Genomic DNA, 24,367 nt, shown 5'->3' with positions numbered 1-24,367 from the left:
ATGAGCACCATGACCCAGGCGATCCGCAGCACCGCCGGATCCCGCCGCCGCGCGGAGCGCATCCGCACCACGTCGGCACGGATCCTGCCCGCCTACCACTGGATGATCTGGCCGTGCGTGATCGCCTTCGCGGCGTTCCACACGCTGCCGATGCTCGTCGGCATCTTCTTCAGCTTCACGAACTACGCCGGCTACGGCGACTGGAACCTCGTCGGGTTCGCGAACTACGTCAACCTGTTCAAGGACGACCGCGTCTACGCCGCCTACGGGTTCTCGTTCCTGTTCGCGATCGTCGCGACCGTGCTCACCAACGCGATCTCGCTGGCGCTCGCGCTCGGCCTGAACGCGAAGATCCGGGCGCGCAGCTTCTGGCGGGGCGTCTACTTCGTGCCGTACGTGCTGGCGATCCTCGTCGTCGGATACGTGTTCCAGTTCTTCTTCTCGAACTCGCTGCCGAAGCTGCTACCGCAGATCCCGCTGTTCCGCGACAACATCCTCGCCAGCCCCGAATGGGCCTGGCTCGCGATCGTGGCACTCGCCGTCTGGCAGGCCTGCGCGTTCTCGATCATCATCTACCTGTCCGGGCTGCAGACCATCCCGGGCGAGCTGTATGAGGCCGCCGCCCTGGACGGCGCAGGACCCTGGCGGCAGTTCCGGTCCATCACGTTCCCGCTGATCAGCGCTTTCTTCACGATCAACGTGGTGCTCAGCCTCAAGGGCTTCCTGCAGGTCTTCGACCCGATCGTGGCGCTGACCAACGGCGGCCCCGGCACGTCGACCGAGTCGGTCACGCTGCTCATCTTCAAGGGCGGCTTCTCGGGCGGAGAGTTCGCCTACCAGACCGCCAACGCGGTGGTGTTCTTCATCGTGATCACGATCGTGTCCCTGCTCCAGTTCCGTATCCTTCAGCGTCGAGAGGCGGATCTCTGATGTCCAGCTCCCTGGCCGCCCCGAGCGGCTCCACGCGTGCGATCGTCACGCCCCGTCCCCGACGGCGCAGCGCCGACGACCTCGACACCCGGCGCACGAACTGGTGGGCCACCGCCCTGATCGCGGTGTGCTCCCTCACCGTGCTGGTCCCGCTCTATCTCGCCGTCGTGGTCGCCCTGAAGACGCCGGAGCAGCTCGCCTCCGGCACGGGCTTCGAATGGCCCGACCCCATCCGGTGGCAGAACTTCGCCGACGCATGGGAGCGCACGCATTTCCCGCAAGCGCTGCTGAACACGGCCCTGATCACCGTCGGGTCCGTCGTGTTCACGCTGCTCACCAGCTCCGTGGCCTCGTATGCGCTCGCACGGAATCTGCACCGACGGCTGTTCAAGGGCGTGTTCTTCTACCTGCTCGCGGCGCTGTTCATCCCGTTCCCGATCATCATGCTGCCGCTCGTGAAGCAGACCGCCGTGCTCGGTCTGGACAACCAGGTGGGCGTGATCCTGCTCTACATGATCTACGGGCTGTCCCTGAACGTGTTCATCTACACGGCCTACATCCGCTCGATCCCGATCGAGCTCGAGGAGGCGGCGCGGGTGGACGGCGCGAGCACCTGGGGCGTGTTCTGGAAGATCGTCTTCCCACTGCTCACCCCCATGAACGCGACCGTCGGGATCCTCACCTGCGTGTGGGCGTGGAACGACTTCATCCTGCCGCTCGTCGTGCTCACCGATCCGGGAGCGCGCACCCTGCCGCTCGCGCAGTACGTGCTGCAGGGCCAGTACAACACCGACTACACGACCTCGTTCGCCTCGTATCTGATGGCGATGGCGCCGCTGCTCGTGGTGTACGTGTTCTCGCAGCGCTGGGTGATCTCCGGCGTGATGCGCGGGTCGATCAAGTAGCGCGCCCGACCAGCGCGCAGAGGGGGTCACCGGCCGCGGCGGGTGACCCCCTCTGCCGTACCCTGGTCCGGTGACCTCCTCGCCCGCGCTCGTCCGCGCCGAATCGCTCATCCGCTCCGTGCCCGACTACCCGCAGCCGGGCATCCTGTTCCGCGACATCACGCCGCTGCTGGCCGACCGCGAGGCGCTGCAGGCGACGACCGAGGCCCTCGTCGCCCCGTTCCGCGGCGCGTTCGACGTGGTCGCGGGCATCGAGGCGCGCGGTTTCATCCTCGCTGGAGCCGCGGCCATCGAGGCCGGATCCGGGTTCGTGCCGATCCGCAAGGCCGGCAAGCTGCCGCTGCCCGCCGCCGCGGTCGACTACGCGCTGGAGTACGGCACCGCGTCGATCGAGATGCACGAGGATCTGCCCGCCGGATCCCGGGTCCTCCTCATCGACGACGTGCTCGCCACCGGCGGCACCCTCGCCGCGGGCCGGCGCATCGTGGAGCAGCTCGGCTACACGGTCGCGGGGATCTCGGTGCTCTTCGAGATCGACGGTCTCGGCGGGCGCGACGTGGTCGGCGACGTGCACACCGTGTTCCGCAGCTGAGCGGGGCCGTCGCGCTTCGAAAGACGGGTTCCGGCACCCGGCCGGAGCCCTCTCCCCCGGACGGTAGACTGAGCGTGCCCCCGCCCGCGACTGTCCCGGAGCCGTCCATGCCCACCATCGTCGTCGACGTCATGCCCAAGTCCGAACTGCTCGACCCGCAGGGGAAGGCCGTCTCGGGAGCGTTCGCCCGCACCGGCGTGACCGCGTTCAGCGATGTCCGCATCGGCAAGCGCTTCGAGCTCACCGTCGACGGCGAGGTCACCGACGACGTGCTCGCCGAGGCCCGCCGGGTCGCCGAAGAGGTGCTCTCCAACTCCGTGATCGAGGACGTCGTGGGCGTCGAGGTCGCGGAATGACCGTCCGCATCGGGGTCATCACCTTCCCCGGGTCCCTCGACGATCGGGATGCGCAGCGCGCCGTGCGCATCGCCGGCGCCGAGCCCGTCGCGCTCTGGCACGGCTCGCACGACCTCGAGGGCGTCGACGCCGTGATCCTGCCCGGCGGCTTCAGCTACGGCGACTACCTGCGCTCGGGCGCCATCGCCGCGCTGTCGCCGATCATGACCGAGGTCAAGGACGCCGCCGCCAAGGGCATGCCGATCCTGGGGATCTGCAACGGCTTCCAGATGCTCGTCGAGGCGCACCTGCTGCCCGGCGGCCTGATCCGCAACGACCACCAGCACTTCGTGCGCCGCGACCAGAAGCTCACGGTCGAGAACGCCGACACCGCCTGGACGAACGAGTTCACGCGCGGTCAGGAGATCATCATCCCGCTGAAGAACGCCGAGGGCGGGTACATCGCCTCCGACGAGACGCTCGACCGGATCGAGGGCGAGGGCCTCGTCGCCTTCCGCTATGCGGGCGTGAACCCGAACGGATCCCTGCGCGACATCGCCGGCCTCACCAACCCCGCGGGCAACGTCGTCGGCCTCATGCCGCACCCGGAGCACGCGACCGAGCCCGGCTTCGGCCCCGACACGGCCGCCGCGATGCGCAGCGGAGTCGACGGACTCCCCTTCTTCACGAGCGCCATCGCCGCGGTCGCCCGCGTCGCCGCGTAACGGCGTCCGCCTGCGCGGGCGCCCCTGCCGCCTCGCCGCACGCTTCGCTCGCCTCGCCGCGCGCATCTCGCCGCGACGGATGCAGGATCCTGCGACGCCTGCACGCCCGGATCCGCGATTCCGTCGTGCAGGCGTGACGCGGTCCTGCAGACGTCGCGTGCTGCGACGCCGCACCGGATCCGTTGCACCGCTCCCCGCCCCGGTCTACCGTCGAATCGGACGCCGCGGCGAGGAGGATCCCATGGGCCGGTTCGTGTACTGGATGAACGTGTCGCTGGATCTGCGGATCGAGGCCGTGCCCGGCGACGACGGCGGCGGCGACTGGATGCGGATCGGCGAGCCGCTGCACCGCGAGTTCAACCGGCGCGCGAGCGATCTCGCGCTCATGGTGCAGGGCAGGCGCGTGTTCGAGATCATGGAGGACTTCTGGCCGGCGGCGCGGGATGACGCCTCGCTGCCCGCGTACATGCAGGAGTACGGCGGGATCTGGACTGACAAGCCCAAGATCCTCATCTCGCGCACCCGCACGGAGGCGCCGTACAACACTCGCGTGATCGGCGACCACGCGCTCGACCGGCTGGCCGAGGTGCGGGCGGGGACCGAGGGCGACATCGGCGTCGGCGGGGCGACGATCGCCACGGCGCTGCTCGACGCCGGCCTGCTCGACGAACTGCTGCTGTTCACGCATCCGGCGATCCTGGGAGCCGGCCGGCCGCTGTTCGACGATCCGCGGCCCGGCGAGACCCGCCCGCCCGTGGTGGTCGACCTGCTCGAGCAGGCAGCCTACGACGAGGGCGTCACCCTGCACCGCTACGCCGTGCGGCACTGAGCGGCGCCGCCACGGCCGACCGCAGGACCGGCGCCACCTGACGCGGCGATGTCCGCCGCGTCAGTCCCGACGACGCACCGTCGGCCCGGGCAGGGAGCCGGGGTACGGCATATCGGGGCGCAGCGCCTGCAGCCGCTGGATCTCGTCCACGGACAGCTCGCCGCGCTTCGCCCGCGCTGCGATGCCCATGATCGCCACGTCGTTCAGCACGGCGCCCGAGTTGACGGGATGCCCGTCGGTCCGCGTCGCATGCTGCTGCATGATCGCCCAGGCGTACACCGCGCGCTGCTCCTTCGACATCCGCAGCCAGGCACGCAGCATGACGACGAACATGATCGTGAACACGACCCCCACGAGCAAGACCATCACGCCCTGACCCCGTTCGACCGGCGTGCCGGGAGGGGCGAGCACCTCGTCCGGCGCGACGAGCACGAACACGCCGGCGGCGAGGCCGCCGAACCCCAGCACCGCGCTGATCAGCAGCTGACCGACCCAGTATCCGGTGCCCTTGTACGGGCTCTTCGGAGCGGAAGGGTTCGCGGCAGGAGAGGTCACCCTCTCACCCTACGGACGGGCGCACGCATGCCGCGATGGGCAGCGCTGCCCATCCCTCACCACGGGCTGGGCTGGTAGTCCTTCAGGAACACGCCGTGGATGTCCTCCCCGGCCTCACCGCGGACGATCGGGTCGTACACGCGGGCGGCGCCGTCGACGAGGTCGAGCGGGGCGTGGAAGCCCTCCTCCGCGAGGCGCACCTTCGTGTAGTGCGGGCGCTCGTCGGTGATCCATCCGGTGTCGACCGCCGTCATCAAGATCCCGTCGGTCTCCAGCATCTCGCCCGCGCTCGTGCGGGTGAGCATGTTCAGCGCCGCCTTCGCCATGTTCGTGTGCGGGTGCCCCGGGCCCTTGTACCGACGCGAGAACTGTCCCTCCATCGCCGAGACGTTCACGATGTGCTTGCGCCGCGCGGGCGACGCGGCCATCGCGGGCCGCAGCCGGCTGATCAGCAGGAAGGGTGCGGTGGTGTTGCAGAGCTGCACCTCGAGCATCTCCAGCGGATCCACCTGGTCCACGCTCTGCACCCAACTGTTCACGCGGTTCACGTCGGGCACGAGACCGCCCGCGTCGATCGCGGTGCCGTCGGCGTGCTTCGCGAGCGACGAGGATCCGGGAGCCATCGCCAGCCGCGCGAGCTCGTCGGCCGTGAGCGCCTGGCCGCCCTGTTCGGCGATCGTGCCGCCCAGCGACGCGATCGACAGCAGCGGGTGCGCGTCGACCGAGGCCTGCAGCGCTTCCGGATGCGGATCCGCGGTGTGCCCGAAGGTCTCCATCTCGGGCAGCGGGCCGTTCGGCAGCGGCTGCAGCTCGGCGTCGACGAGCAGCGAGTACGCACCGGGCGAACGGCGCACGGTCTGCGCGGCGTTGTTGATGAGGATGTCGAGCGGGCCCTGCGCGGCGACCGAATCGGCCAGCGCGATCACCTGAGCGGGGTCGCGCAGGTCGATGCCGACCACGCGCAGGCGATGCAGCCAGTCGGCCGCGTCCGGGAGCGCCGCGAACCGGCGCACCGCGTCGCGCGGGAAGCGCGTGGTGATCGTGGTGTGCGCACCGTCGCGGAGCAGGCGCAGCGCGATGTGCATGCCGATCTTCGCGCGGCCGCCGGTGAGCAGCGCGCGCTTGCCGGTGAGGTCGGTGCGGGCGTTGCGCTTGCCGTGGCTGAACCGGGCGCAGTCCGGGCAGAGCTGGTGGTAGAACGCGTCGACCGTCGTATACGGCTGCTTGCAGATGTAGCAGTTGCGGGGCTTGAGCAGCTCGCCCGCCGTCGGGGCGTCCACCACGCTGCTGGCGAGGTCGAGGCCGCGCGTCTCGTCGTCGATGCGGTCGGGGGCGCCCGTCGCGGTCGCCGCGATCACGGCGCGGTCCGCCTCGGCGATCGCATCGCGGATCTCGCGGCGGCGCACGCGCTTGGCGGCCTTGAACATGGCCGAGGTCGCCCGGCGGACGGCGATGAAGTCGGGATGCTCCTGGTCGAGCTCGTGCAGCTCGGCGAGCACCCGCAGGGTGGTCGCGAGGTCGGCCGGGTCGATGCCGGATCCGACGACGCCGTCATCCGTCGTGGCGCTGCGGTCGCTCGGGGACGACGAGGCGTCGGAGAGGGCGTCGATCATTGTCACGATTTTACGCGAGCGGGCTGAACGCTGGCCCGGGCTCTCGTCGGTACCCCCCTCCGCCGTCCAGACCCCCGTTCAGTGGCGCGTGTCCGAGGGAGCCTGGTCGGCTCGAGGGGGTCTCGACGAGCGAGAGGGCACGGCCCCCGCACGGGATCGCGACGACGGCCGGCCGCACTCAGGGCCGCCGTACTCAGGCGACGACGGCCGCGATGCGGCGGATCACGCCGGGCCAGCCCCGGCCCATCCCCTCGAAGGCCTGCCTGCCGCGCGGATCGTCGAGGTCGAGGCCGTCGTGCGTGAAGAGCAGCCGGGTGCCGGTGCCCTCGGGAACGAGCCGGAACGTGAGCGTCGAATCGAGCCCGCCCTCGCTGAACGTGTACCGCAGCAGCCTCGGCTCGTCGGCCTCGAGCACGGTGCAGCGCTGCGTCCCCCACGGCCCCATGTCGAGAGTGAACGTGTGCCCCACCGTCGGGCGGATGTCGCCCTCGGCCCACCACTTCGCCACGATCTCCGGGGTCGTGATCGCCTCCCACACGGTCTCGGCCGGGTAGGGCAGGAACTCGTCGCACTCGATCGAGCGGATGTCAGGCATGGGTCTCCTCGTCAGGGTCGGGTGTCGCCGCGTGCAGCTCATCGAGCGTCTCGCGCAGGCCGCGCAGGCGACCGCGCCAGTAGCGCTCGAAGGGGTGGAACCAGTCGGCCGCCTCTGCGAGTCCAGCCGCCTCCAGGCGGTAGATCCGCGACCGCCCACTGGGCTCGTCACGGACGAGACCCGCCGCGCGCAGCACCTGGAGGTGCTCCGAGACGGCGGGGCGGCCGATCTCGAAACGCGCGGCGAGCTCGTTCACCGTCTGCGGGCCCGACCGCAGCACGTCCAGGATCTCCCGGCGGGTCGGGTTCGCGAGGACGGAGAACACATCGGGCACGCCGACCATGATACGTCGGAAATCTCCGACGTATCATGGTCGGCGTCCGAAACTTCAGCTGGATCCGGATCTGTCCTCGGCTCTACTGGTGCAGGCCGTGAGCGACGTCGTCGGCCCCCGGCTCGTGCGCGGCGGAGAGCGGGCCACGGGGTGGCCCGCGGCGCGCCGAGACCCCCGCTGCGCGCCGAGACCCCCGCTGCGCGCCGAGACCCCCACGCAGTCGCGGACCTCCGCGGGGGTCTCGGCGTCTCGTGGGGGTCTCGGCGGACGCGGCGTGCGGCCTCAGGACGCGGCGTGCGGGCGCAGGACGCGGCAGGGGTCCGCCGGGGCCGGGATCCCGCGGGCCGGAGGGCCGGGGACGCCGGGCTCAGGCGATGCCGCCGCCGTCCACGACGAGAGCGGATCCGGTCACGTATGACGATTCGTCGCTCGCGAGCCAGACGACCGCCGCGGCGATCTCCTCGGGCTCGCCCATGCGGTTGAGCGGACGCTCGGCGGCCTCGGCGAGGAACCCTGCCTGGTCCTGACCGAGCTGGCGGGCCTCGTCGCGCAGCATGCCCGTGTTCACGTCGCCCGGGTTGACGGAGTTGACCCGGATCCCCTGCGGGCCGTGATCGATCGCGAGCGCGCGGGTCATGTTCACCACGGCCCCCTTCGAGGCGCAGTACGAGATCGCCTGACCGCCTCCCTTGAGGCCCCAGCCCGATCCGGTGTTGACGATGGATCCGCCGCCGTTCGCCGCCATGATCGGCACGACGTGCTTGCACATCAGGAAGATCGCGCGCACGTTCACGCCGAACACGCGATCCCACTCCTCGACCGTGGTCTCGACGGCCGTGGTGCGGCGGATGATGCCGGCGTTGTTGAAGACGACGTCGATGCCGCCGAACGCGTCGACGACGGCCGCCACGACCCGCTCGATGTCGACCTCGCTCGACACGTCGGCGCCGATCGCGATCGCCGTGCCGCCCGCGGCGCGGATCTCCTCGGCCACGGCTTCGGCGGCGTCGGCGTTCAGGTCGACGACGGCGACCGAAGCGCCTTCCGCGGCGAAGGCGAGGGACGTGGCGCGGCCGATGCCGCCGGCGCCTCCGGTGACGATGGCGTTCTTGTTCTGCAGGCGCATGATGGGTTCCTTCCGGACGGATGGTGCGGGGTCGGTCAGGATCCCTTCGACAGGCTCAGGGACCGGATTGGTGCGGGTCCCTTCGACAGGCTCAGGGACCGGGTGCGGGTGGTTCGGGGGCCCTTCGACAGGCTCAGGGACCGGGTGCGGGTGGTTCGGGGGCCCTTCGACAGGTTCAGGGACCGGGTCAGGGGACGAGGACTTCGGGGGCGGCGACAGCGTAGAACGCCGCGGCTGCGGCGCCGGTGATGACGCGGATGTGTCCGGCGAGCGAGGCGTCGATCTCCGCATCGCCGGTGTCGACCAGCAGCGGGCGGCCGCCGAGATCGACGAGCTTCTGCTCAGGGGCGACGACGAGCAGGGGATCCGGCCCGAGCGCGCGGATCACGCGCGCCGACAGCTGCTGGTTGCCCCGGCCGAGCAGGAAGCCCTGACCGCCGATCACCGTGACCACGGCCTTCGCCGGCCCCGCGGCGACCTCTGCGAGCAGGCGCTGCTCGTCGGCGCCCGGGGCGATGACCTGTCCGTCCAGCACGACGTCGACGCCGAGCGCGGTCTTGGCGACGCCGAGCTCCGCCGCGATGCGTGCCGTTGTGCCGCCAGGGCCGAGCAGGTACCGCACCCCGGGCCTCATCGCGCGCACCGCTCCCCGGGCGGCGGCCGCGACCGCGTCCTCCTCGGTGACCGGGGTCGGCGCCTTGCGCGCCTGGGTGCGCCCGAGGCGCTGCGGCACGCGCAGCGTTCCGTAGAGCACGGGCTCCACGCGGGCGCGGCGGAGGGCCGCCTCATCCACGTCGAGCACCTCGCGCTCCGCAGTGGGGACCGGATCCGGCCCCAGCCAGTCCGCCGCGAGCGCTCCCGCGGCGACCGGGGAGACCGCGAAGACCGGGGAGTACATCTTGACGCCGGCGGGGATCCCGAGCACGGCCGGGACGCCTGCGAGGACGCCATCCACGGCGACCCCGCCCGCGGCCGACGCCAGTCCGCGCACGGCGTCTCGCAGGGTGCCGTCTCCCCCGGCGACGAGTACCAGGCTCGACCCCGCGGCGACCACGGCGGCGACCGCGGCGGCGGTGTCATCGGGCGTGGTCTCGAACTGCCCCGGGGCGTGGACGACCACCGGGTCGAGCCCTGCCTCCGCCACGGCCGTGGCGCCCATGGCCCCGCCCGCGGTGAGGATCCGCGTTCCGGGGCGCGAACGGGCGAGGACCGCCAGCGCCTGTGCGGCGCGCACGCCGGCCCGCGGCACGGAGCCGTGCTCCACGGCCCGGGCCTGCACGTCCGCGCCGTCGGAGCCGGCGAGGCCCGCGGGCCCGCCGACTCCGGCGACAGGGTTGACGACCAGTCCGATCACGGGATCAGTGCTCCCACACGCCCAGCGGTGCGGCCTCGGTCGAGCCGGGCAGGCTGCTCGCCACGGCGCCGGCCGGCTGCTCGCCGAAGTACTTGCGGCGGTAGGCGCGCCACGTGATCGCCCAGCGCTCCGGGTCGTCCAGGTCGTCGTGGTGGGTGTGGTGCACGGTCTGGTTGTGCGGCGCGGTGCGCACCACCTCGGGCGTCTCCCGCGCCTCGCGCGCGACCTCGGCGAGCGCGGCGACGTACTCGTCGATCTCCGCCTTCGAGTACGACTCCGTCGGCTCGAGCGTGAACGGCTGCGGCACCACATACGGGTGGTGGCTCGTCCAGTAGTGCATCCCGAAGTCGCTCAGGCGGATCCCGATCTCCTCCGAGCTGATGCCGGTCTCCTGGAACAGCTCCTCCCACGAGTAGCGCACCTGCTCGATGCGGCGGCGACCCGTCGCGTACGGCGCGGATGCACCGGGGATGTCGGTGACCTTCTTGAGCAGGTAGTTGTTGTTGAGCACGGCGATCTCGGCCGCGGCGAGCAGGCCGTCGGCCCCCAGCGCCATGATCCACGAGTACGCGCGGACGAGGTTGGGGATCACGCCGTGGAACGGCGCGACCGACCCGATCGACTTCTCCCCCGACTCTGCGATGGCGAAGGATCCGTCGTCCTGCCGCACGATCCGCGGGCCCGGCAGGAACGGCGCGAGCGCTGCGCTCACCGCGTTGGCACCGGCGCCAGGACCGCCGCAGGCGTGCGGCGTCGAGAACGTCTTGTGCAGGTTGAAGTGGCACACGTCGAAGCCGGCGTCGCGCGCCCGGGTGATCCCGAGGATCCCGTTCGCGTTGGCCTGGTCGTACGAGGCGAGCGCGCCCACCGCGTGCGCGGCGTCGACCCACTCCCGGATGGCCGGGTTGTAGATGCCGGTGTCCTCAGGGTTGGTGACCATGATGGCCGCCGTCCGCTCGGAGAGCGCGGCCTTCATCGCGGCGAGGTCCGGGTAGCCCTCGGCATCCGGGAAGATCGTGACGACCTCGTAGCCCGCGGCCTTCGCCGCCGCGGCGTTGGACGGGTGGCTGAAGATCGTCGTGATGACCTCGCGGCGCTGCTCCCCCTCGCCGTTCGCCTCGTGGTACGCGCGGATCATCGCGATGTTCGACCAGATCGCGGCGGATCCGCCCTGCGTGTGCAGGGAGACCTCGTCCATGCCGCTGATCTCGGCGATCATCCGCTCCAGGCGCCACACGATCTCGAGCACGCCCTGCGCGTCGGCCGGATCCTGATGCGGGTGCATCTCGGTGAGCTGCGGCACGCCGATGAGCTGGTCGTTGATCTTGGGCGAGTACTTCATGGTGCAGGTGCCCTGGCCGATGTCGACGTTGAAGTCGGCGCCGAGGTTCTCCTGGCTCAGGCGCAGGTAGTGCTTGAGCACGCGCATCTGACCCATCTCGGGCAGCTTCGGCGCCGTGCGGCGACGCAGCGACGCCGGAAGCGATCCGACCACGTCGCCGACGGCGGAGCGCACACCGGGCTCGACCGGGGTGACCAGCACCCCGCGCTCGCCCGGGGTGGACAGCTCGAAGATCACCGGCTCGTCCCACCGGGCCTGATGGAAGCGGCGCAGCGCGGGCTTGGGCGCGACGGGAAGGCTCACTTCGTCTCCTCCTTGCAGTCGTCGCTCAGTGCATCGCATCGGTTCTGCTCCTCTGCAGCGATCGGGGAGGGGGCGACGACCGCGGCGAGCGCGGCGGCCAGGCGGTCGATGTCGGACTGGCCGGTGGCCTCGGTGACGCACACGAGCAGAGTGCGCTCGCCGGTCACGACGCCCGGCTCGATGCCCTCGGCACGCAGAGCCGCGACGACGTCGGCGGCGGGCACGGGGAGCTCGACGGCGAACTCGCGCAGGTGCAGCGCGGAGTCGGTGAGGCGGATCCCGTCCACCTCGGCGAGCCTCTGCTGGGCGTAGCGGGTGCGAGCCAGCAGCAGTTCGCCGAGGTCGGCCATGCCGGCAGGGCCCATGAGCGCGAGGTAGACGCCCGCGGCGATGCCCCAGAGCGCGGCGGCGGTGCCGACCCATTCCTTGCCCTCTTCGCGGTGCGCGAAGGAGGTGCGGTCGTACGCGACGTCGCCGAAGCCGTACTCCCCCTCGACGTCGGTGGAGGCCAGGCCGAACAGGCGCGACGGCATCTGCATCACGAACCGGGGCTCGTCGTGCACGGCGATGAAGCCGCCGTGACCACCGCCGTACCACTGGTGGACGCCGAGCGACTGGATGTCGCCCGTGACGATGTCGGCGCCCTGCGACGCCGGGGTCGCCAGCACGCCGTACCCGATCGGGTCGGTGCCCACGACGACCACCGCTCCCGCGGCGTGCGCGGCGTCGGCGATCTCGCGCAGGGCCGCCTCGACCGCCCCCGTCGCGCTGGGGGTCTCGATCCACACGGCGGCGACGTCGTCGCCCAGCGCGGTGCGGACGGCCTCGACGTCGGCTGTGCCGTCCACGGTCGGGACGATCTCGAGCTCGACGTGGGCGCGGACGTAGTCGCGCACCTTCGACAGCTTCGCGGGCAGCACGTCGCTGGCGACCAGGATCCGCTTCCGGCCGGTCAGGCGGCCCGACATCGTCAGCCCCGTGGCCGTGGCCTGGTAGCCGTCGTAGACAGGGACGTTGACGACGTCCATCTCGAGCAGCTCGGCCATCATCGACTGGTACTGGAACAGCGCCTGGAACCGGCCGTGGTCCTCGTAGGGCTCGCCGGCGTAGGCGGTGAGGAACTCGCTGCGCCCGATGACCTCGTCGACGACGGCGGGCACGTAGTGGTTGTAGGTGCCCGCGCCGAGGAAGCTCAGCCGCTCCTGGGTGGAGCGGTTCTTCGCGAGCAGCCCGCGCACGTGGCGCGCGAGGTCCTGCTCGGCGACGAGCGGCTCGGGCAGGTCCAGCGGCGTGCGCAGCCGCAGGTCCTCCGGGACGTCGGCGTAGAACTCGTCGATGGACGCGGCGCCCGTCTCGGCGAGCATCGCCGCACGGGTCTCGGGTGCCGTGTTCGGGATGTAGGGGTGCACGAACGTCTGCGTCATGCTTGCTCCTTCGGCGGGGTGGTCAGGGGGACGGGAAGCGAGAGGGTGACGAACGGGATCTCGTCGGCGCGGGGGGCGGCGATCACCGCGATGCCATGGCGTCCGAGCGTGAGGGATCCGGTGGTCTCCGCGCCGGTGAGCAGGTCGCGCCCGGGCTGCGGCAGGTGGAAGGTGACGGGTTCCGTGGCGTGGTTGAGCAGGAACGTGTAGTCCGTGGTCCCGTCCGTTCGGGTCACGGCCTCGGCGTCCACCGACACCTCGTCGCGGGCCGGGAGTCCGGCGGTGCGCAGGATGTCGCGGAACACCTCGACGAGGCCTTCCGGCGTCAGCATCGCGCTGACGTACCAGGCGGATCCGGATCCGTCCGCACGGCGGGTGACCGCCGGGAGACCGGCGAGCTCGCCCGAGGCGTACGTGCCGCGCACCTCGACGTCCGCGTCGGCGTCGAGCCACTCGCTCCAGCTCGGCACCTCGAGCACGTCGCCGCAGTAGGCCAGCGACTCGGTGCGGCCGTCGGCGATCGGCCACTGCTCGTCCACCTCGACGCCGAGCAGGTCGCGCAGCGGGCCGGGGGCGCCGCCGTCGTGCACCTTCTCGGTCGCGTCGACGACGCCCGAGAACGGCCCGACCACCAGGGTGCCGCCGCGCTCCACGAACGCGCGCAGGGCATCGGCCTGCGCCTGCTCCAGGATGTACAGGTTCGGCGCCACGACCACGTCGTAGCCGTCGAACGGGGGGCCGGCGTCAGCGCCGCCCGCCCGCACCGTGTCGACGGGGTGGCCCAGCGTGTAGAGCGCGCGGTGCCAGGCGCGGGCCTGCTCCGCCCACTGCAGCCGCTGCGACGGCAGCGACTCGCTCGCGCTGGATCCCCACCAGGAGTCCCAGTCCACGACGAGGGCGACGCGGGAGCGCACCCGGGTGCCGCGCACCGGCTCGAGCAGGCGCAGCTCGTTGCCGAGCGCCTTCGTCTCCTGGAAGCTGCGGGACCGCTCGCCGCGGTGGCCCAGCATCGAGGAGTGGAACTTCTCCTGGCCGTACTTGGCCTGGCGCCACTGGAAGAACATGACCGCGTCGGATCCGTGCGCGACAGCCTGCAGGCTCTCCACCCGGATCTTGCCCGGAGCCTTGGGCACGTTGATGTCGCGCCAGCTCGTCGCGCTCGCCGACGACTCCAGCAGCAGCCAGGGACGGCCGCCTTTGAGCGAGCGCATCAGGCCGTAGTTGAGCGCCGCGCCGACGTGCGACGTCGGATCCATCGGATCCGGATAGGCGTCATCGGTCACGACGTCCTCGCGCTCGGCGAAGCGCCAGTAGTCGAGGTCGCGGAACATGCTCATGAAGTTCGTGGTGACCGCGATGTCGGGGGTGACCTCGCGCAGCACGTCGATCTCGACCTGGAACAGCTCGAGCATCGCGTCGGAGGAGAACCGCTCGAAGTCGAGCAGCTTCGTGGGGTTGACCGGCCCGGGCGCCTTCTTCGGCGTCTCGACGTGCTCCCAGGAGGTGTAGCGCTGGCCCCACACGTTCACGCCCCAGGCCTCGTTCAGGCCGTCGAGGTCGCCGTAGCGGTCCTGCAGCCAGCGCCGGAAGTGCCGGGCGGACTCGCGGCACCAGCACCGTGAGACGTGGTCGCCGTACTCGTTCGAGATGTGCCACATCGCCAGCCCCGGGTGGTCGCCGTAACGCTCCGCGATGGCGCAGGTCATCCGCGCCACGTTCTCGCGCCACACCGGCGACGACGGGCAGTAGGTCTGCCGGGAGCCGAACTCGAGCCGGTGCCCGTCGGAGTCCCACGGCGCCATCTCGGGGTGCGCGCGCAGCAGCCAGGACGGCGGCGTCGCGGTCGCCGTGGCGAGGTCGATGCGGATCCCGGCCTCGTGCAGCAGATCCAGGATCCGGTCCAGCCAGCCCCAGTCGTAGACGCCCGGCTCGGGCTCGAGCTGCGGCCAGCTGAAGATCGGCAGGCTGACCAGGTTCACGCCCGCCTCGAGCATGAGCCGGATGTCCTCGCGCCAGACGTCCTCGGACCACTGGTCCGGGTTGTAGTCGCCGCCGTACGCCAGGGCGTCGATGCGGACCTCGCGGATCCGCTCGCCGTCGGGAAGCTGCGCCACGGAGGCTCCTCTCTGAGTCTGTACACCTGCGCTGTTAAATGTATTCTGTATACAGCAAGCGTAAGACGAATGAGAGATCCGGTCAAGCCGTAGGCTGACCGCACCGGCCGAAGGGGAAGAACGAATGGCGATCGAACGCAAGAACCTGCGTTCCCAGGTGCGCGAGGAGCTGCTCAGCCGCATGCGCACCGGCCAGGTGCAGCCTGGCGAGGGCATCAACGAGGTGCAGCTGGCCGCCGAGCTCGGCGTCAGCCGCACGCCCCTGCGCGAAGCCCTGATCGCCCTGGAGTCCGAGGGGCAGATCACGAGCGAGAACGGCAAGGGCTTCCGGTTCGTCCCGCTCAGCGCCGGCGAGTTCGAGGATCTCGCGCCCGTGATGGCGACGTTGGAGAGCCTCGCGCTCGAGCTCAGCCCCGTCGACGAGCTGAAGCGCGTCGGCGTCCGCCTGGTCCAGCTCGCCGAGGAGTTCACCGACGAGCACGTCGAGCACGCGCTCGTGATGACCAAGGACGATGAGTGGCACGCCGTCATGCTGTCGGCCTGCCCCAACCGCCGCCTGCTCGACGTGATCGAGAGCGTGCGCGGGGCGTTCCACCGCTACGAGGCCCTCCTCGTCGCCGAGGACGTGAAGATCGACCGCGTCGCGGCCGAGCACGCCGCGATCGCGCACGCCCTCGCCGCCGGCGACGTGCCCGCGGCCGTCGCCGCCCTCAAGGTCAACTGGATGCAGGGCATGCGGCGGATCCTCGACAACTCCTCGAGCGCCTACTTCTCCGCCTGACCCGAACACACCTCAGCCCTTGACTGCGCCGCCGAGCAGGCCCGCGACGAACTGCTTCTGGAACACCAGGAACAGCACGAACAGCGGCAGGGTCGCCAGCAGGGATCCGAGCATGAGCCCCGAATAGTCCACGCGGCTGAGCCCGATCATCGTGTTCAGCGCGACCGGCACCGTGTACCGGTCCTCGGAGTTGAGCATGAGCAGCGGCCAGATGAACGAGTTCCACTGGCTGATGAACGTGTAGATCACCAGCGCCGCGATCTGCGGGCGGGCGACCGGCAGCACGATCCGGTAGAACGTGCGCAGCTCGCTCGCCCCATCGATGCGCGCCGCCTCGATGAGCGTCCGAGGGAAGTCGAGGAACCCCTGCCGCATCAGGAAGATGCCGAACGCGTTGGCCAGGAACGGCACGATGAGCGCCTGGTAGCTGTCGATCCAGCCGGCGCTCGCCATCATCTGGAACAGCGGCACGAGCAGCACCTGCATCGGGATCATCATCGTGACCAGGATCACCCCCAGCAGCACCCCGCGCCCCCGGAATCGGTACGTGGCCAGGCCGTATCCGCACATGATGCTCACGACCGAGCTGAACACGGTGTAGATCACGGCGACGAGCACGCTGTTGAGCATGACCTGCCCGAACCCGACGCTCTCCTGCAGCCGGCCGAGGTTCTGCCAGAACTCGCCGCCCGGCAGGAGCGGCAGCGGTGTGACGAACAGGTCGCTCGTCCGGTGCGTCGAGGCGATGACCATCCACAGGAACGGGATGAGCGCGAGCGCACTGGCCAGGATCAGGACGAGGTAGACGGGGGCACGCAGAGCGATCCGGCGCAGCAGCGGCTGTCCACCGTGCGTCGACGGTTGACCGCTGCGGCGCGGCCGGCCGGTGGTGATCAGCTGCGTGGTCACGGCTTCTCCCTCATGATGCGGAACTGGATCAGCGCGATGATCCCGGTGAGGACGACGAGCATCCACGCGATCGCGCTCGCGTAGCCGAAGTCGAACTGCTGGAAGCCGACTTTGTACAGGTAGAGCACCGGTGTCAGCGTCGCGTTGTTGGGGCCGCCCCCGGTGAGGATGTAGTTCTCGTCGAACAGCTGCAGCGCGCCGATGGTCGAGGTGACGCTGGTGAAGACGAGCACGGGGCGCAGCTGCGGGACCACGATGTGCCGGAAGGTCTGCCACCGCCCTGCGCCGTCGATGCGTGCGGCCTCGTAGAGCTCGGCCGGGATCGACTGGAGCCCGGCGAGGATGATGACCATGTTGTAGCCGGTCCAGCGCCAGGTGATCGAGGCGATCACGGCGACCCGTGCCCACCACTCGTTGTTGAGCCAGTCGATCGGCGCCGCGCCGAACAGCGCAAGGGCCTGGTTCAGCATGCCCCCGTCGGTGGTCATGATGACGCGGAACACGACCGAGTAGGCCACCAGCGTGGTGATGGCGGGCAGGAACGTGAGCAGCCGGAATCCTGCGCGGAAGCGCAGCCAGGCCTGGTTCAGCAGATAGGCGAGGCCGACGGCGAGCGCCATCATCAGCGGCACCTGCACGATGAGGATCAGCAGCGCGTTGCCCAGGCTCTTCAGCACGAGCGGATCCCGGAGCATGCGCGCGTACTGCTCGACGCCCACGAACGTGCTGACCCCGCCCGAGGTGCGGAACAGGCTCTGCAGCAGCGACACCGCGAGCGGATAGGCGAAGAACAGCGCGAGCAGCGCGGCCGCGGGCAGGGCGAACCACATCCCGGGGCGCTGCATGCGCGCCGCGAAGCACCGTTCCCGCCGAGGGGGATCGCGACGGATCCCGTCCCGATCCTCCTCGCGGGCGGGCCGCCGCATCGTGGCGACCGTCATCTCAGCCTGCGATCTTGCGGCCGGTCGAGTTCGCGATCTGCGCCGCCGCGTCGTCGAGCGCCTTCTTCGGGTCCTCGCCGTTCAACACCGCGGCGCCCACCGCGTTGGCGACTGCGTCGCTCGCGACGGACTGGTCGGACGTGAAGGAGATGGAGGGGATCTTCGGGGTCAGCCCGGCGAAGGTCTGGAACACCTTCTGCCCGCCGAAGTAGTCGCTCGGCTGCTCGAAGAAGTCGGACTTCAGCGCCGGCAGGTAGGCCGGGAACAGACCCTCCTTCTGCATCATGCTCGACTGGTTCTCGGTGTTCGCGAGCACATAGGTCAGGAAGTCGGCTGCGAGCTGCGGATTCTTCGCCTGCGCCGGGATCGCGAGTCCGGATCCGCCGTTGTTCGACGTCGGGGCGCTGGCGTCGTCGAACACCGGCAGATCGCGCACCGCGTACTTGCCGCTGAGCTCGGGCGCCTCGCCCTCGAGGGTCCCGATCCACCAGACGGCCTCCGGGGTGACGGCGGAGTCGCCGTCCTTGGCGCTGGTGACGCTCGCGTCCCAGCCCTTCGCATTGGCGATGAGGCCTTTCTGCTGCATGGTCTGCAGCAGGGTGAGCGCGCGCACCGCGGCGGGCGAGTTCACCGTGATCCGGCCCTCGTCATCGAAGTAGCCCTGGCCCTGCTGCTGCAGGTACATCGCCAGGGAGCCGCCTGCCGAGAGGTCGGCCGTGAGCAGGGTGTGCCCCGTGGCGGCCTTGATCTTCTCGCCCGCGGCGACGAGGTCGTCCCACGTCTTGACGGCCGACGGATCCACGCCCGCGGCCTGGAAGTAATCGGTGCGGTAGTAGAGGCCGACGGTGCCGGAGTCCCAGGGCGCCATGCGCAGCTTGCCGTCCTTGTCGGATCCCGTGGACCACTTGAACGGATCGAAGTCGGCCTTCTTGTCGCCGAGCACGGGCGAGAGGTCCGCGAAGCCCTTGGGGAACTGCGTGAGGTAGCTCTGATCGTGGTCGGTCTCGAGGGTGATGAGGTCCGGGAGGCCGGTGCCGGCTTGCAGGCCGACCGAGATCTTGTCGTAGGCGTTGTCGTAGCCGATGTCGACGACCTTGATCGTGGTGCCCTTGTGCGCCTTCTCGTAGTCGGCGCCGAGCCGCTTGAGCGCGGTGGCCGCGACGTCCCACGACCAGACGGTGATCGTGCCCGTCGCCTTCGCATCCGAGGCGAGGGTCTTCTCGCTCGATGGCGCTCCTCCCCCGAACGCGCATCCGGACAGCGCGACGGCCGCCGTCGCCCCGATCGCCAGCGCGAGCATGCCGCGTCGCTTCATCATGACCTCCTCGTCAGAATTGGATATTGCATACAGTACACGGGTGGTTACGCAAACACCAGATCCCCGCTGCGCACCCTCCTCCCGGCGCACCCTCCGCCATCGCCCGCACCGCACCGCACGGCACCGGCACCGGCACCGGCACCGGCACGGCACCGGAAGATGCCGAAACCCCCACGGGACGCCGAGACCCCCGCCTGCCTGCGCGGCTGCGAGGGGGTCTCGGCGCACTGTGGGGGTCTCGGCGCTCTGGGCCCCGGCGCGCTGAGTCGCTCGGCGCCCGAGGGGGTGCGCGTCAGCGGCTGAGGGTGACCGCGAGATCGATGAACAGCGCCGCCGACCACCCGAAGGCGGTGGTCGCGCGCGACGCCTTGAGGCCCGTGAGCGGGTTGTAGTACTCGTGCGGGCCGCCGCCGTGGATCACCAGCCGCGCGGTCTGCTCGCGCAGCGCCCGAGCGCGCTCCGGCAGCCCGGAGGCGTCCAGGCCCTCGGCGACGAGGGCGCTCGTGTTGATCCAGATCGGGCCGCGCCACATGCGCTCCGCAGAGAAGTCGGGATCCGATGCCGCCACGGTGGGCAGCCCCCAGGGCATCGCGTACCGCGCGGAGTCGTCCAGCGCCCCGACGAGTGCCTCTCGCACGTCGGTCGGCAGCGTCCCGGTGCGCAATGGCAGCAGCCCCAGCACCGTGTCACTGGCGATGTGCTCGCCCTCCGGACCGTGCGCGAAGAAGCGGCGCTCCACCGGATCCCACATCTGCCGCAGCATCAGGGACTCAGTGCGGTCGGCGCGCGCCCGGTGCCGGGCGACGTCGTGGCCGGGCAGGTACCGCTCGGCGAGCGTCGCGATCTCCCGGTCCTGCCGCACGAGGTAGGACGCGAGATCCGGCGCGGCCGTCGGGATCGGCCCGTCGAAGACCGGGCTGTCGTCGAGCCCCGAGGAGTACGGGTGACCGTACTCGGGCATGCCGTCGCCGTCGAGGTCGGAACCGTTCTGCTCCGGACCGGCGAACCACCAGTCCTGGGAGCGGATCACGCGGCGCAGCTGCCCGGCCGCCCACTCCGGCGCATCCTCCGCCTCGAGCACGAGCCGCAGTGCCCAAGCGGCCAGCGGCGGCTTCGTCAAGGGGACGGGCGCGGAGGGATCCGCGACCCGGGATCCGGCACGGCGCAGGTTCGCGCGGTCCGCCTCCGGCAGGTCATCGCTCGTGGCGAGGATCCCCTCCTCGTGCACCACGTCGGGCAGCTGCCCGTTGTCGCGCGGGAAGCGGAACGCGAGCTCGAGCTGCTCGCGCGCGAGCGCAGGGTCGCCGTGGCGCAGGCCGACGGCGATGAAGTACGCGTCCCACTGCCACAGCCCCACGTACCCGATCTTCGACGGCACGACGGCGCGGGCGCCGGCGAGCGCGGGCAGCTCGACGATGTTCGCGCCGAGCACCCACCAGCAGAAGGCGGTCATGTCCTGCAGGTCGTCGCGCACGCGGGGGCAGCGGTCGAACCACTCCGCCCACTCCCGTTCGAGCGCGGCCTCGGCGGCTTCGTGCGCCTCCGCCGGCCGAGCGGTCAAAGTCGTGGTCCGGTCGGCGGCGACGTCGACGCGCAGCCCGGTCCCGACCGGATGCTCGGCCGCGGTCCCGTCCGGGAGCACCAGGCGCACCGCCGCGGCCGCGCTCCCGCCGATGCTCAATGCGCGCAGGCCGTCGAAGGTCAGCGTCACGGAGGCGGAGCCGTCGGCCGCGAACCGGATCCGGTGCGGCTGCACGTCGGCGACGGGCAGCACGCGGCCGGTCGCGTCGGTGACGATGAGCTCGTCGACCACCCGGCACTCGCCGAGGCCGCGCTCGTACTCCGAGGTGTGCACGCGCACGCCGTCGCCCTCGCGGAACACGAGCAGCCGCGACCGCGGGATCGTGAAGGGCGCGGTGACGAGGTCGAGATGGCGGCCCGCGGCGAGTGCGAGCTCCGCCGCAGACGGGGCGACGACCGCCATCAGCGCCCTCCGAGGCCGGACGCCGCCATGCTGTTCAGGATCCGGCGCTGGCCGATCACGAACACGATCAGCATCGGCACGGTCGAGATCGCCGACGCCGCCATGACGAGGCCGTAGTTGACGGATCCGAACTGCCCCTGGAACGACTGCAGCAGCAGCGGCACCGTGAACAGGTCGGGGGTGTTCAGCAGCACCAGGGGGAACAGGAACGAGTTCCACACGTCCAGCGCCACGATGATGCTGAGCGCCGCCAGCCCGGGCTTCAGGTTCGGCAGGATCACCTGGAAGAACGTGCGGATCCGCCCCGCGCCGTCCACCAGCGCCGCCTCCTCGAGCTCCTTGGGCAGCGACAGCACGAACTGGCGCATCAGGAACACCGCGAAGGGGTTGGCGATCATGCCGGGGACGATGAGCGCGAGGTGCGAGTCCACCCAGCCGAGCTGGGTCATCAGCAGGTAGAACGGGATGAGCGTGACCTGCTTGGGGATCATCTGGGTGGCGAGGAACACGATGAACAGCACCCGGGATCCGCGGAAGCGGATCCGCGCGAAGGCATATCCGGCCATCGACGCGGTGATGAGCGTGCCGATGACGACGAGCACCGCGATGTAGGCGCTGTTCAGGTAGGCCTGCGCGAAGGGCACGGCGTTCCACGCCTCGACGTAGTTGCCGAAGGTCCAGGGACTCGGCAGCAGCGAGAGCGGATCCTTCAGCAGCTGCGGCAGCGTCTTGAACGAGGTGAGGATCATCCAGACGAACGGGAAGACCATGCCGAGGCCGGCCACGATCAGCACGACGTGCAGGACGGTCGCGGAGACGCGACGGCGTCCCCGGCCCGCCGGCTTCGGGCGGACCCGACGGCCGGGCGCGACGATGGCGATCGTCGAGTCGGTGGCGGGGGCGGCGCCGCCGCGGGTGAGGCTCGTGGTGTCGACGCTCATGCCGGGTCATCCTCGTAGTGGACGAACTTCTTCTGCGCAGCGAACTGGATCGCCGTGATGACCAGCGTGAGCAGGAGCAGGATGATGCTCGCCGCCGACGAGAGTCCGAACTCGAACTTCTTCATGCCGAGGTCGTAGATGTGGTAGACGATCGTGCGCGTCGCATTGTCGGGTCCGGCGTTGCGCACCAGCACGTACACGGTGTCGAAGGTCTGCAGCGACGAGATGAACGCGATCACGGAGGAGAAGAACACGATCGGCGACAGCAGGGGCAGCCGGATCGCAGTGAAAAGCCGCCACGCGCCGGCGCCGTCGATCCGAGCCGCCTCGATCACGGACGGCGAGATGTTCTGGAGTCCGGCGAGGAAGATGATCACGTTCAGGCCCAGGGACGACCAGATGGTCACGATGCACACCGCGATCAGGGCGAGGCGCGGGTCCTGCAGCCAGTCCGGAGGCGCGACTCCGAAGACCTTCGAGATCGTGGTGGACAGCACGCCGTCGGCACGGAACAGCTGCTGCCACATCATGGCGACAGCCACCGTCGAGGTCACCACCGGCGCGAAGAACAGCACGAGGTAGAGGGTGCGGGTCTTCAGCTTCTCCAGGGCGACCGCGATGACGACCGCGAGTCCGAGCCCGATCGGGACGGTGATGATCGCGATGAGCAGCGTGTTCAGGATCGCGCGCCCGAAGAGGGGATCCGACAGCTCGGTGCCGAAGTTCTCGAAGCCCACCCAGCTGAGGTCGGTGAGGCCGTCCCAGTGCGCGAACGCCAGCACGAGGCTCGCCAGGAACGGCAGCAGCACGAACAGGCCCATGCCCACGAGCTGCGGTCCCACGAAGGCGTAGCCCCAGCGCCGGTCACGACGCCGCCAGGCCGCTTCGCGCCGCCACCCGGGCGCCGTCGTCGACGACGCCCGGGTGGAAACCGACGGTGCGGTCATGCTCACTTGCCGTCCTGGACCAGTTTGGCGATGGCGTCGAGCGTGGCCTGGGCATCCTGCTTGCCCTGGTACAGCGCCAGGAACTGGTCGCCGATGCCGGAGCGGATCCCGGGCAGACGCGCCTCGGTCGGGTAGTTCACGAAGCCGATGTCGCGCATGTCGAGGAAGCTCTGCGCGTGCGCCGGGTAGCCGTCGAGAACGACCTTGTCCGCGCCCTTGATGGACGGGACGGCGTTGCCTCCGCCCTGCAGGCGGAAGGTCTGGCCCTGGGCCGAGAGGAATTCGGTCCAGAACGTGAACGCCGCATCCTTCACCTTGGTGCCCTTGTTGATCGCGAGGAAGGAGGTGGCGACACCGGTGGGCGCCGCCTTGCCGTCCGGCGTCGGCCAGGGGGCGATGTCGTACGAGTCCTTGGATCCGGCCGCGGTGACCGTGCCGATCGTGTAGCGGCCCTGGACGAAGAATCCGGCCTTGTGCGCGACGAAGACGCTGTCCGCGCCCGCGCCGTCGGGGAGGGTGTCGGCGACGAGGAACGTCTTGTCCTGGAAGAGGGATCCGAACTGGTCGAGAGCCTTGACCGCGTCCGCGTTCTTGTTCGCGACGAACTTCCCGCTCTTGTCGTAGGGCGCGGACACCCCCTGCGAGCTCAGCCAGCTCCACTGCGTGGCCCAGTAGTTCCAGAACATCGTGCCCGTGAGGCCCGCATCGTGCAGCTTCTTGTTCATGTCCAGGAAGGCGGTCGTGGTCCACTTGCCCGCGGCGGCGAGCGTCGCGGGGTCGTCCGTCACGCCGGCGGCCTTGAGCGCCTCCTTGTCGTACCAGAACACGTCGGGGTTGGAGTCGTTCGGCGCGGCGTAGATCTCGCCATCCTGCTCGGCGGCCCCGAACAGGCCGGACGAGAAGTCCGCCTCCTTGCTCTGGCTCTTCGAACCGTTCATGAGCGCCTTGAGCGGCATGAGGCGATGCGAACCGACGAACTGGCCGATCATGTCGTCGCCGACGTAGAACACGTCGGGCGCGGTGTTGCTCGTCAGCTGTGCGAGCAGCTTGGAGTGGTAGTCGTCGTAGCCGGCCACGGGCTGCAGCTTCACCGTGATGTCGGGGTGACGCTTCATGAAGTCGGCGTCGAACTCCTGGTAGCGCTTGAGCTCGTCGGCGCTTCCCCAGGTCGACCACACGACCGTGGTCTTCCCGCCGGAGGTTCCGCCGGAGGCGCCGCCACTGCATGCGGCGAGTCCGAGAGTGAGGATGCCCGCGGTGGCCAGGGCCAGCGAGCGGGTGAAGCGAGGGGAGAAGCGAGGCATGAGGCCACCTCTTTCGTCGTCGGAAGAGCAGATTCGGGTGCAGGACGCGCTTCGTATTCTGTATACAGAACGCAGATATGTCAATCCCCGACCGACGCCGAGCCCGCCCCCGCACGTCGGCCCTCCCCCTCGCTGCGGCCACCATTCCCCGACTGGCCCGGTCGCG

The 24,367-nt window shown here is 70.4% G+C and carries 23 protein-coding genes; 7 read left to right on the top strand and 16 right to left on the bottom strand.

Annotated elements, in window-relative coordinates; translation table 11 throughout:
* The 6 genes from ACYQ1L_RS01575 to ACYQ1L_RS01550 all read left to right on the top strand — a co-directional run bounded on the left by ACYQ1L_RS01575 (position 1) and on the right by ACYQ1L_RS01550 (position 4,316).
* Positions 1 to 930, top strand: a complete 930-nt coding sequence (locus ACYQ1L_RS01575) for a carbohydrate ABC transporter permease (RefSeq protein ID WP_460002487.1) — start codon at positions 1 to 3, stop codon at positions 928 to 930.
* Positions 930 to 1,835 (top strand): carbohydrate ABC transporter permease, encoded by a 906-nt coding sequence (locus tag ACYQ1L_RS01570; protein ID WP_460002486.1) that lies wholly within the window; start codon positions 930 to 932, stop codon positions 1,833 to 1,835. Before ACYQ1L_RS01575 ends, ACYQ1L_RS01570 begins: the two co-directional genes overlap by 1 nt.
* Before the next feature lie 70 nt (positions 1,836 to 1,905).
* On the top strand, positions 1,906 to 2,427 hold the full coding sequence (locus ACYQ1L_RS01565; RefSeq protein WP_460002484.1) for an adenine phosphoribosyltransferase: 522 nt from the start codon (positions 1,906 to 1,908) through the stop codon (positions 2,425 to 2,427).
* Positions 2,428 to 2,534: 107 nt separating this feature from the next.
* Positions 2,535 to 2,783 carry a phosphoribosylformylglycinamidine synthase subunit PurS gene (gene purS / locus ACYQ1L_RS01560; RefSeq protein ID WP_460002483.1) on the top strand — a complete coding sequence of 83 codons (249 nt, stop codon included), beginning with the start codon at positions 2,535 to 2,537 and terminating at the stop codon, positions 2,781 to 2,783.
* Positions 2,780 to 3,487 (top strand): phosphoribosylformylglycinamidine synthase subunit PurQ, encoded by a 708-nt coding sequence (gene purQ, locus ACYQ1L_RS01555; protein ID WP_460002481.1) that lies wholly within the window; start codon positions 2,780 to 2,782, stop codon positions 3,485 to 3,487. The genes purS and purQ overlap by 4 nt, the downstream gene beginning before the upstream one ends.
* Positions 3,488 to 3,728: 241 nt before the next feature.
* Entirely contained in the window at positions 3,729 to 4,316 is a 588-nt protein-coding gene (locus ACYQ1L_RS01550; RefSeq protein ID WP_460002479.1) for a dihydrofolate reductase family protein, read from the top strand.
* Positions 4,317 to 4,376: 60 nt separating this feature from the next.
* Here the strand turns inward: ACYQ1L_RS01550 and ACYQ1L_RS01545 are convergent, their stop codons facing one another.
* From ACYQ1L_RS01545 to ACYQ1L_RS01505, 9 genes are all read right to left on the bottom strand, one after another.
* Positions 4,377 to 4,871 carry a hypothetical protein gene (locus tag ACYQ1L_RS01545; protein ID WP_460002477.1) on the bottom strand — a complete coding sequence of 165 codons (495 nt, stop codon included), beginning with the start codon at positions 4,869 to 4,871 and terminating at the stop codon, positions 4,377 to 4,379.
* Positions 4,872 to 4,927: 56 nt separating this feature from the next.
* Entirely contained in the window at positions 4,928 to 6,484 is a 1,557-nt protein-coding gene (locus ACYQ1L_RS01540; RefSeq protein WP_460002476.1) for an SDR family NAD(P)-dependent oxidoreductase, read from the bottom strand.
* Positions 6,485 to 6,677: 193 nt separating this feature from the next.
* Positions 6,678 to 7,079 (bottom strand): SRPBCC family protein, encoded by a 402-nt coding sequence (locus ACYQ1L_RS01535; RefSeq protein WP_460002474.1) that lies wholly within the window; start codon positions 7,077 to 7,079, stop codon positions 6,678 to 6,680.
* Complete coding sequence (locus ACYQ1L_RS01530) at positions 7,072 to 7,413, bottom strand: ArsR/SmtB family transcription factor (protein WP_460002472.1); 342 nt, start codon at positions 7,411 to 7,413, stop codon at positions 7,072 to 7,074. Before ACYQ1L_RS01530 ends, ACYQ1L_RS01535 begins: the two co-directional genes overlap by 8 nt.
* Before the next feature lie 367 nt (positions 7,414 to 7,780).
* On the bottom strand, positions 7,781 to 8,539 hold the full coding sequence (locus ACYQ1L_RS01525; protein WP_460002471.1) for an SDR family NAD(P)-dependent oxidoreductase: 759 nt from the start codon (positions 8,537 to 8,539) through the stop codon (positions 7,781 to 7,783).
* Positions 8,540 to 8,726: 187 nt separating this feature from the next.
* Complete coding sequence (locus tag ACYQ1L_RS01520; RefSeq protein WP_460002469.1) at positions 8,727 to 9,893, bottom strand: ATP-NAD kinase family protein; 1,167 nt, start codon at positions 9,891 to 9,893, stop codon at positions 8,727 to 8,729.
* Positions 9,894 to 9,897: 4 nt separating this feature from the next.
* Complete coding sequence (gcvPB, locus tag ACYQ1L_RS01515) at positions 9,898 to 11,538, bottom strand: aminomethyl-transferring glycine dehydrogenase subunit GcvPB (protein WP_460002468.1); 1,641 nt, start codon at positions 11,536 to 11,538, stop codon at positions 9,898 to 9,900.
* Complete coding sequence (gcvPA, locus tag ACYQ1L_RS01510; protein ID WP_460002467.1) at positions 11,535 to 12,962, bottom strand: aminomethyl-transferring glycine dehydrogenase subunit GcvPA; 1,428 nt, start codon at positions 12,960 to 12,962, stop codon at positions 11,535 to 11,537. Before gcvPA ends, gcvPB begins: the two co-directional genes overlap by 4 nt.
* Positions 12,959 to 15,076 carry a beta-galactosidase gene (locus tag ACYQ1L_RS01505; protein ID WP_460002465.1) on the bottom strand — a complete coding sequence of 706 codons (2,118 nt, stop codon included), beginning with the start codon at positions 15,074 to 15,076 and terminating at the stop codon, positions 12,959 to 12,961. The genes gcvPA and ACYQ1L_RS01505 overlap by 4 nt, the downstream gene beginning before the upstream one ends.
* Positions 15,077 to 15,200: 124 nt before the next feature.
* On the opposite strand from ACYQ1L_RS01505, the gene ACYQ1L_RS01500 reads away from it, so the two are divergent.
* A complete protein-coding gene (locus tag ACYQ1L_RS01500) occupies positions 15,201 to 15,857 on the top strand; it encodes a GntR family transcriptional regulator (protein WP_460002464.1) in 657 nt (218 codons plus the stop codon).
* Positions 15,858 to 15,869: 12 nt separating this feature from the next.
* On the opposite strand, the gene ACYQ1L_RS01495 is transcribed toward ACYQ1L_RS01500, so the two are convergent.
* The 7 genes from ACYQ1L_RS01495 to ACYQ1L_RS01465 all read right to left on the bottom strand — a co-directional run bounded on the left by ACYQ1L_RS01495 (position 15,870) and on the right by ACYQ1L_RS01465 (position 24,201).
* Positions 15,870 to 16,766: a carbohydrate ABC transporter permease gene (locus tag ACYQ1L_RS01495; RefSeq protein ID WP_460002463.1), complete on the bottom strand. Its 897-nt coding sequence runs from the start codon at positions 16,764 to 16,766 to the stop codon at positions 15,870 to 15,872.
* Entirely contained in the window at positions 16,763 to 17,707 is a 945-nt protein-coding gene (locus ACYQ1L_RS01490; protein ID WP_460002462.1) for a carbohydrate ABC transporter permease, read from the bottom strand. Before ACYQ1L_RS01490 ends, ACYQ1L_RS01495 begins: the two co-directional genes overlap by 4 nt.
* A gap of 1 nt (position 17,708) precedes the next feature.
* A complete protein-coding gene (locus ACYQ1L_RS01485) occupies positions 17,709 to 19,025 on the bottom strand; it encodes an ABC transporter substrate-binding protein (RefSeq protein ID WP_460002461.1) in 1,317 nt (438 codons plus the stop codon).
* Positions 19,026 to 19,317: 292 nt separating this feature from the next.
* Positions 19,318 to 21,009: an amylo-alpha-1,6-glucosidase gene (locus ACYQ1L_RS01480; protein ID WP_460002460.1), complete on the bottom strand. Its 1,692-nt coding sequence runs from the start codon at positions 21,007 to 21,009 to the stop codon at positions 19,318 to 19,320.
* Positions 21,009 to 21,950, bottom strand: coding sequence for a carbohydrate ABC transporter permease (locus ACYQ1L_RS01475; protein ID WP_460002458.1), 942 nt, complete (start codon positions 21,948 to 21,950; stop codon positions 21,009 to 21,011). Before ACYQ1L_RS01475 ends, ACYQ1L_RS01480 begins: the two co-directional genes overlap by 1 nt.
* Positions 21,947 to 22,897 carry a carbohydrate ABC transporter permease gene (locus ACYQ1L_RS01470; protein WP_460005743.1) on the bottom strand — a complete coding sequence of 317 codons (951 nt, stop codon included), beginning with the start codon at positions 22,895 to 22,897 and terminating at the stop codon, positions 21,947 to 21,949. Before ACYQ1L_RS01470 ends, ACYQ1L_RS01475 begins: the two co-directional genes overlap by 4 nt.
* Before the next feature lie 2 nt (positions 22,898 to 22,899).
* Positions 22,900 to 24,201: an ABC transporter substrate-binding protein gene (locus tag ACYQ1L_RS01465; RefSeq protein ID WP_460002457.1), complete on the bottom strand. Its 1,302-nt coding sequence runs from the start codon at positions 24,199 to 24,201 to the stop codon at positions 22,900 to 22,902.
* Positions 24,202 to 24,367: the final 166 nt, after the last annotated feature.

The sequence above is a fragment of the Microbacterium xylanilyticum genome, from assembly GCF_054654695.1.
Note: the sequence above shows the minus strand (reverse complement) of the source record. Positions and strands in the feature narration are given on the sequence as shown.

What these genes read in the sequence shown, in the direction of transcription:
- ACYQ1L_RS01525 (WP_460002471.1), bottom strand. Translation starts at nt 8,539, where the DNA reads ATGCGCCTGCAGAACAAGAACGCCATCGTCACCGGAGGCGCCGGCGGC.
- purQ (WP_460002481.1), top strand. Translation starts at nt 2,780, where the DNA reads ATGACCGTCCGCATCGGGGTCATCACCTTCCCCGGGTCCCTCGACGAT.
- ACYQ1L_RS01475 (WP_460002458.1), bottom strand. Translation starts at nt 21,950, where the DNA reads ATGAGCGTCGACACCACGAGCCTCACCCGCGGCGGCGCCGCCCCCGCC.
- ACYQ1L_RS01470 (WP_460005743.1), bottom strand. Translation starts at nt 22,897, where the DNA reads ATGACCGCACCGTCGGTTTCCACCCGGGCGTCGTCGACGACGGCGCCC.
- ACYQ1L_RS01575 (WP_460002487.1), top strand. Translation starts at nt 1, where the DNA reads ATGAGCACCATGACCCAGGCGATCCGCAGCACCGCCGGATCCCGCCGC.
- ACYQ1L_RS01540 (WP_460002476.1), bottom strand. Translation starts at nt 6,484, where the DNA reads ATGATCGACGCCCTCTCCGACGCCTCGTCGTCCCCGAGCGACCGCAGC.
- ACYQ1L_RS01500 (WP_460002464.1), top strand. Translation starts at nt 15,201, where the DNA reads ATGGCGATCGAACGCAAGAACCTGCGTTCCCAGGTGCGCGAGGAGCTG.
- ACYQ1L_RS01550 (WP_460002479.1), top strand. Translation starts at nt 3,729, where the DNA reads ATGGGCCGGTTCGTGTACTGGATGAACGTGTCGCTGGATCTGCGGATC.
- ACYQ1L_RS01490 (WP_460002462.1), bottom strand. Translation starts at nt 17,707, where the DNA reads ATGACGGTCGCCACGATGCGGCGGCCCGCCCGCGAGGAGGATCGGGAC.
- ACYQ1L_RS01465 (WP_460002457.1), bottom strand. Translation starts at nt 24,201, where the DNA reads ATGCCTCGCTTCTCCCCTCGCTTCACCCGCTCGCTGGCCCTGGCCACC.
- ACYQ1L_RS01535 (WP_460002474.1), bottom strand. Translation starts at nt 7,079, where the DNA reads ATGCCTGACATCCGCTCGATCGAGTGCGACGAGTTCCTGCCCTACCCG.
- ACYQ1L_RS01480 (WP_460002460.1), bottom strand. Translation starts at nt 21,009, where the DNA reads ATGGCGGTCGTCGCCCCGTCTGCGGCGGAGCTCGCACTCGCCGCGGGC.
- ACYQ1L_RS01485 (WP_460002461.1), bottom strand. Translation starts at nt 19,025, where the DNA reads ATGATGAAGCGACGCGGCATGCTCGCGCTGGCGATCGGGGCGACGGCG.
- ACYQ1L_RS01570 (WP_460002486.1), top strand. Translation starts at nt 930, where the DNA reads ATGTCCAGCTCCCTGGCCGCCCCGAGCGGCTCCACGCGTGCGATCGTC.
- gcvPA (WP_460002467.1), bottom strand. Translation starts at nt 12,962, where the DNA reads ATGACGCAGACGTTCGTGCACCCCTACATCCCGAACACGGCACCCGAG.
- purS (WP_460002483.1), top strand. Translation starts at nt 2,535, where the DNA reads ATGCCCACCATCGTCGTCGACGTCATGCCCAAGTCCGAACTGCTCGAC.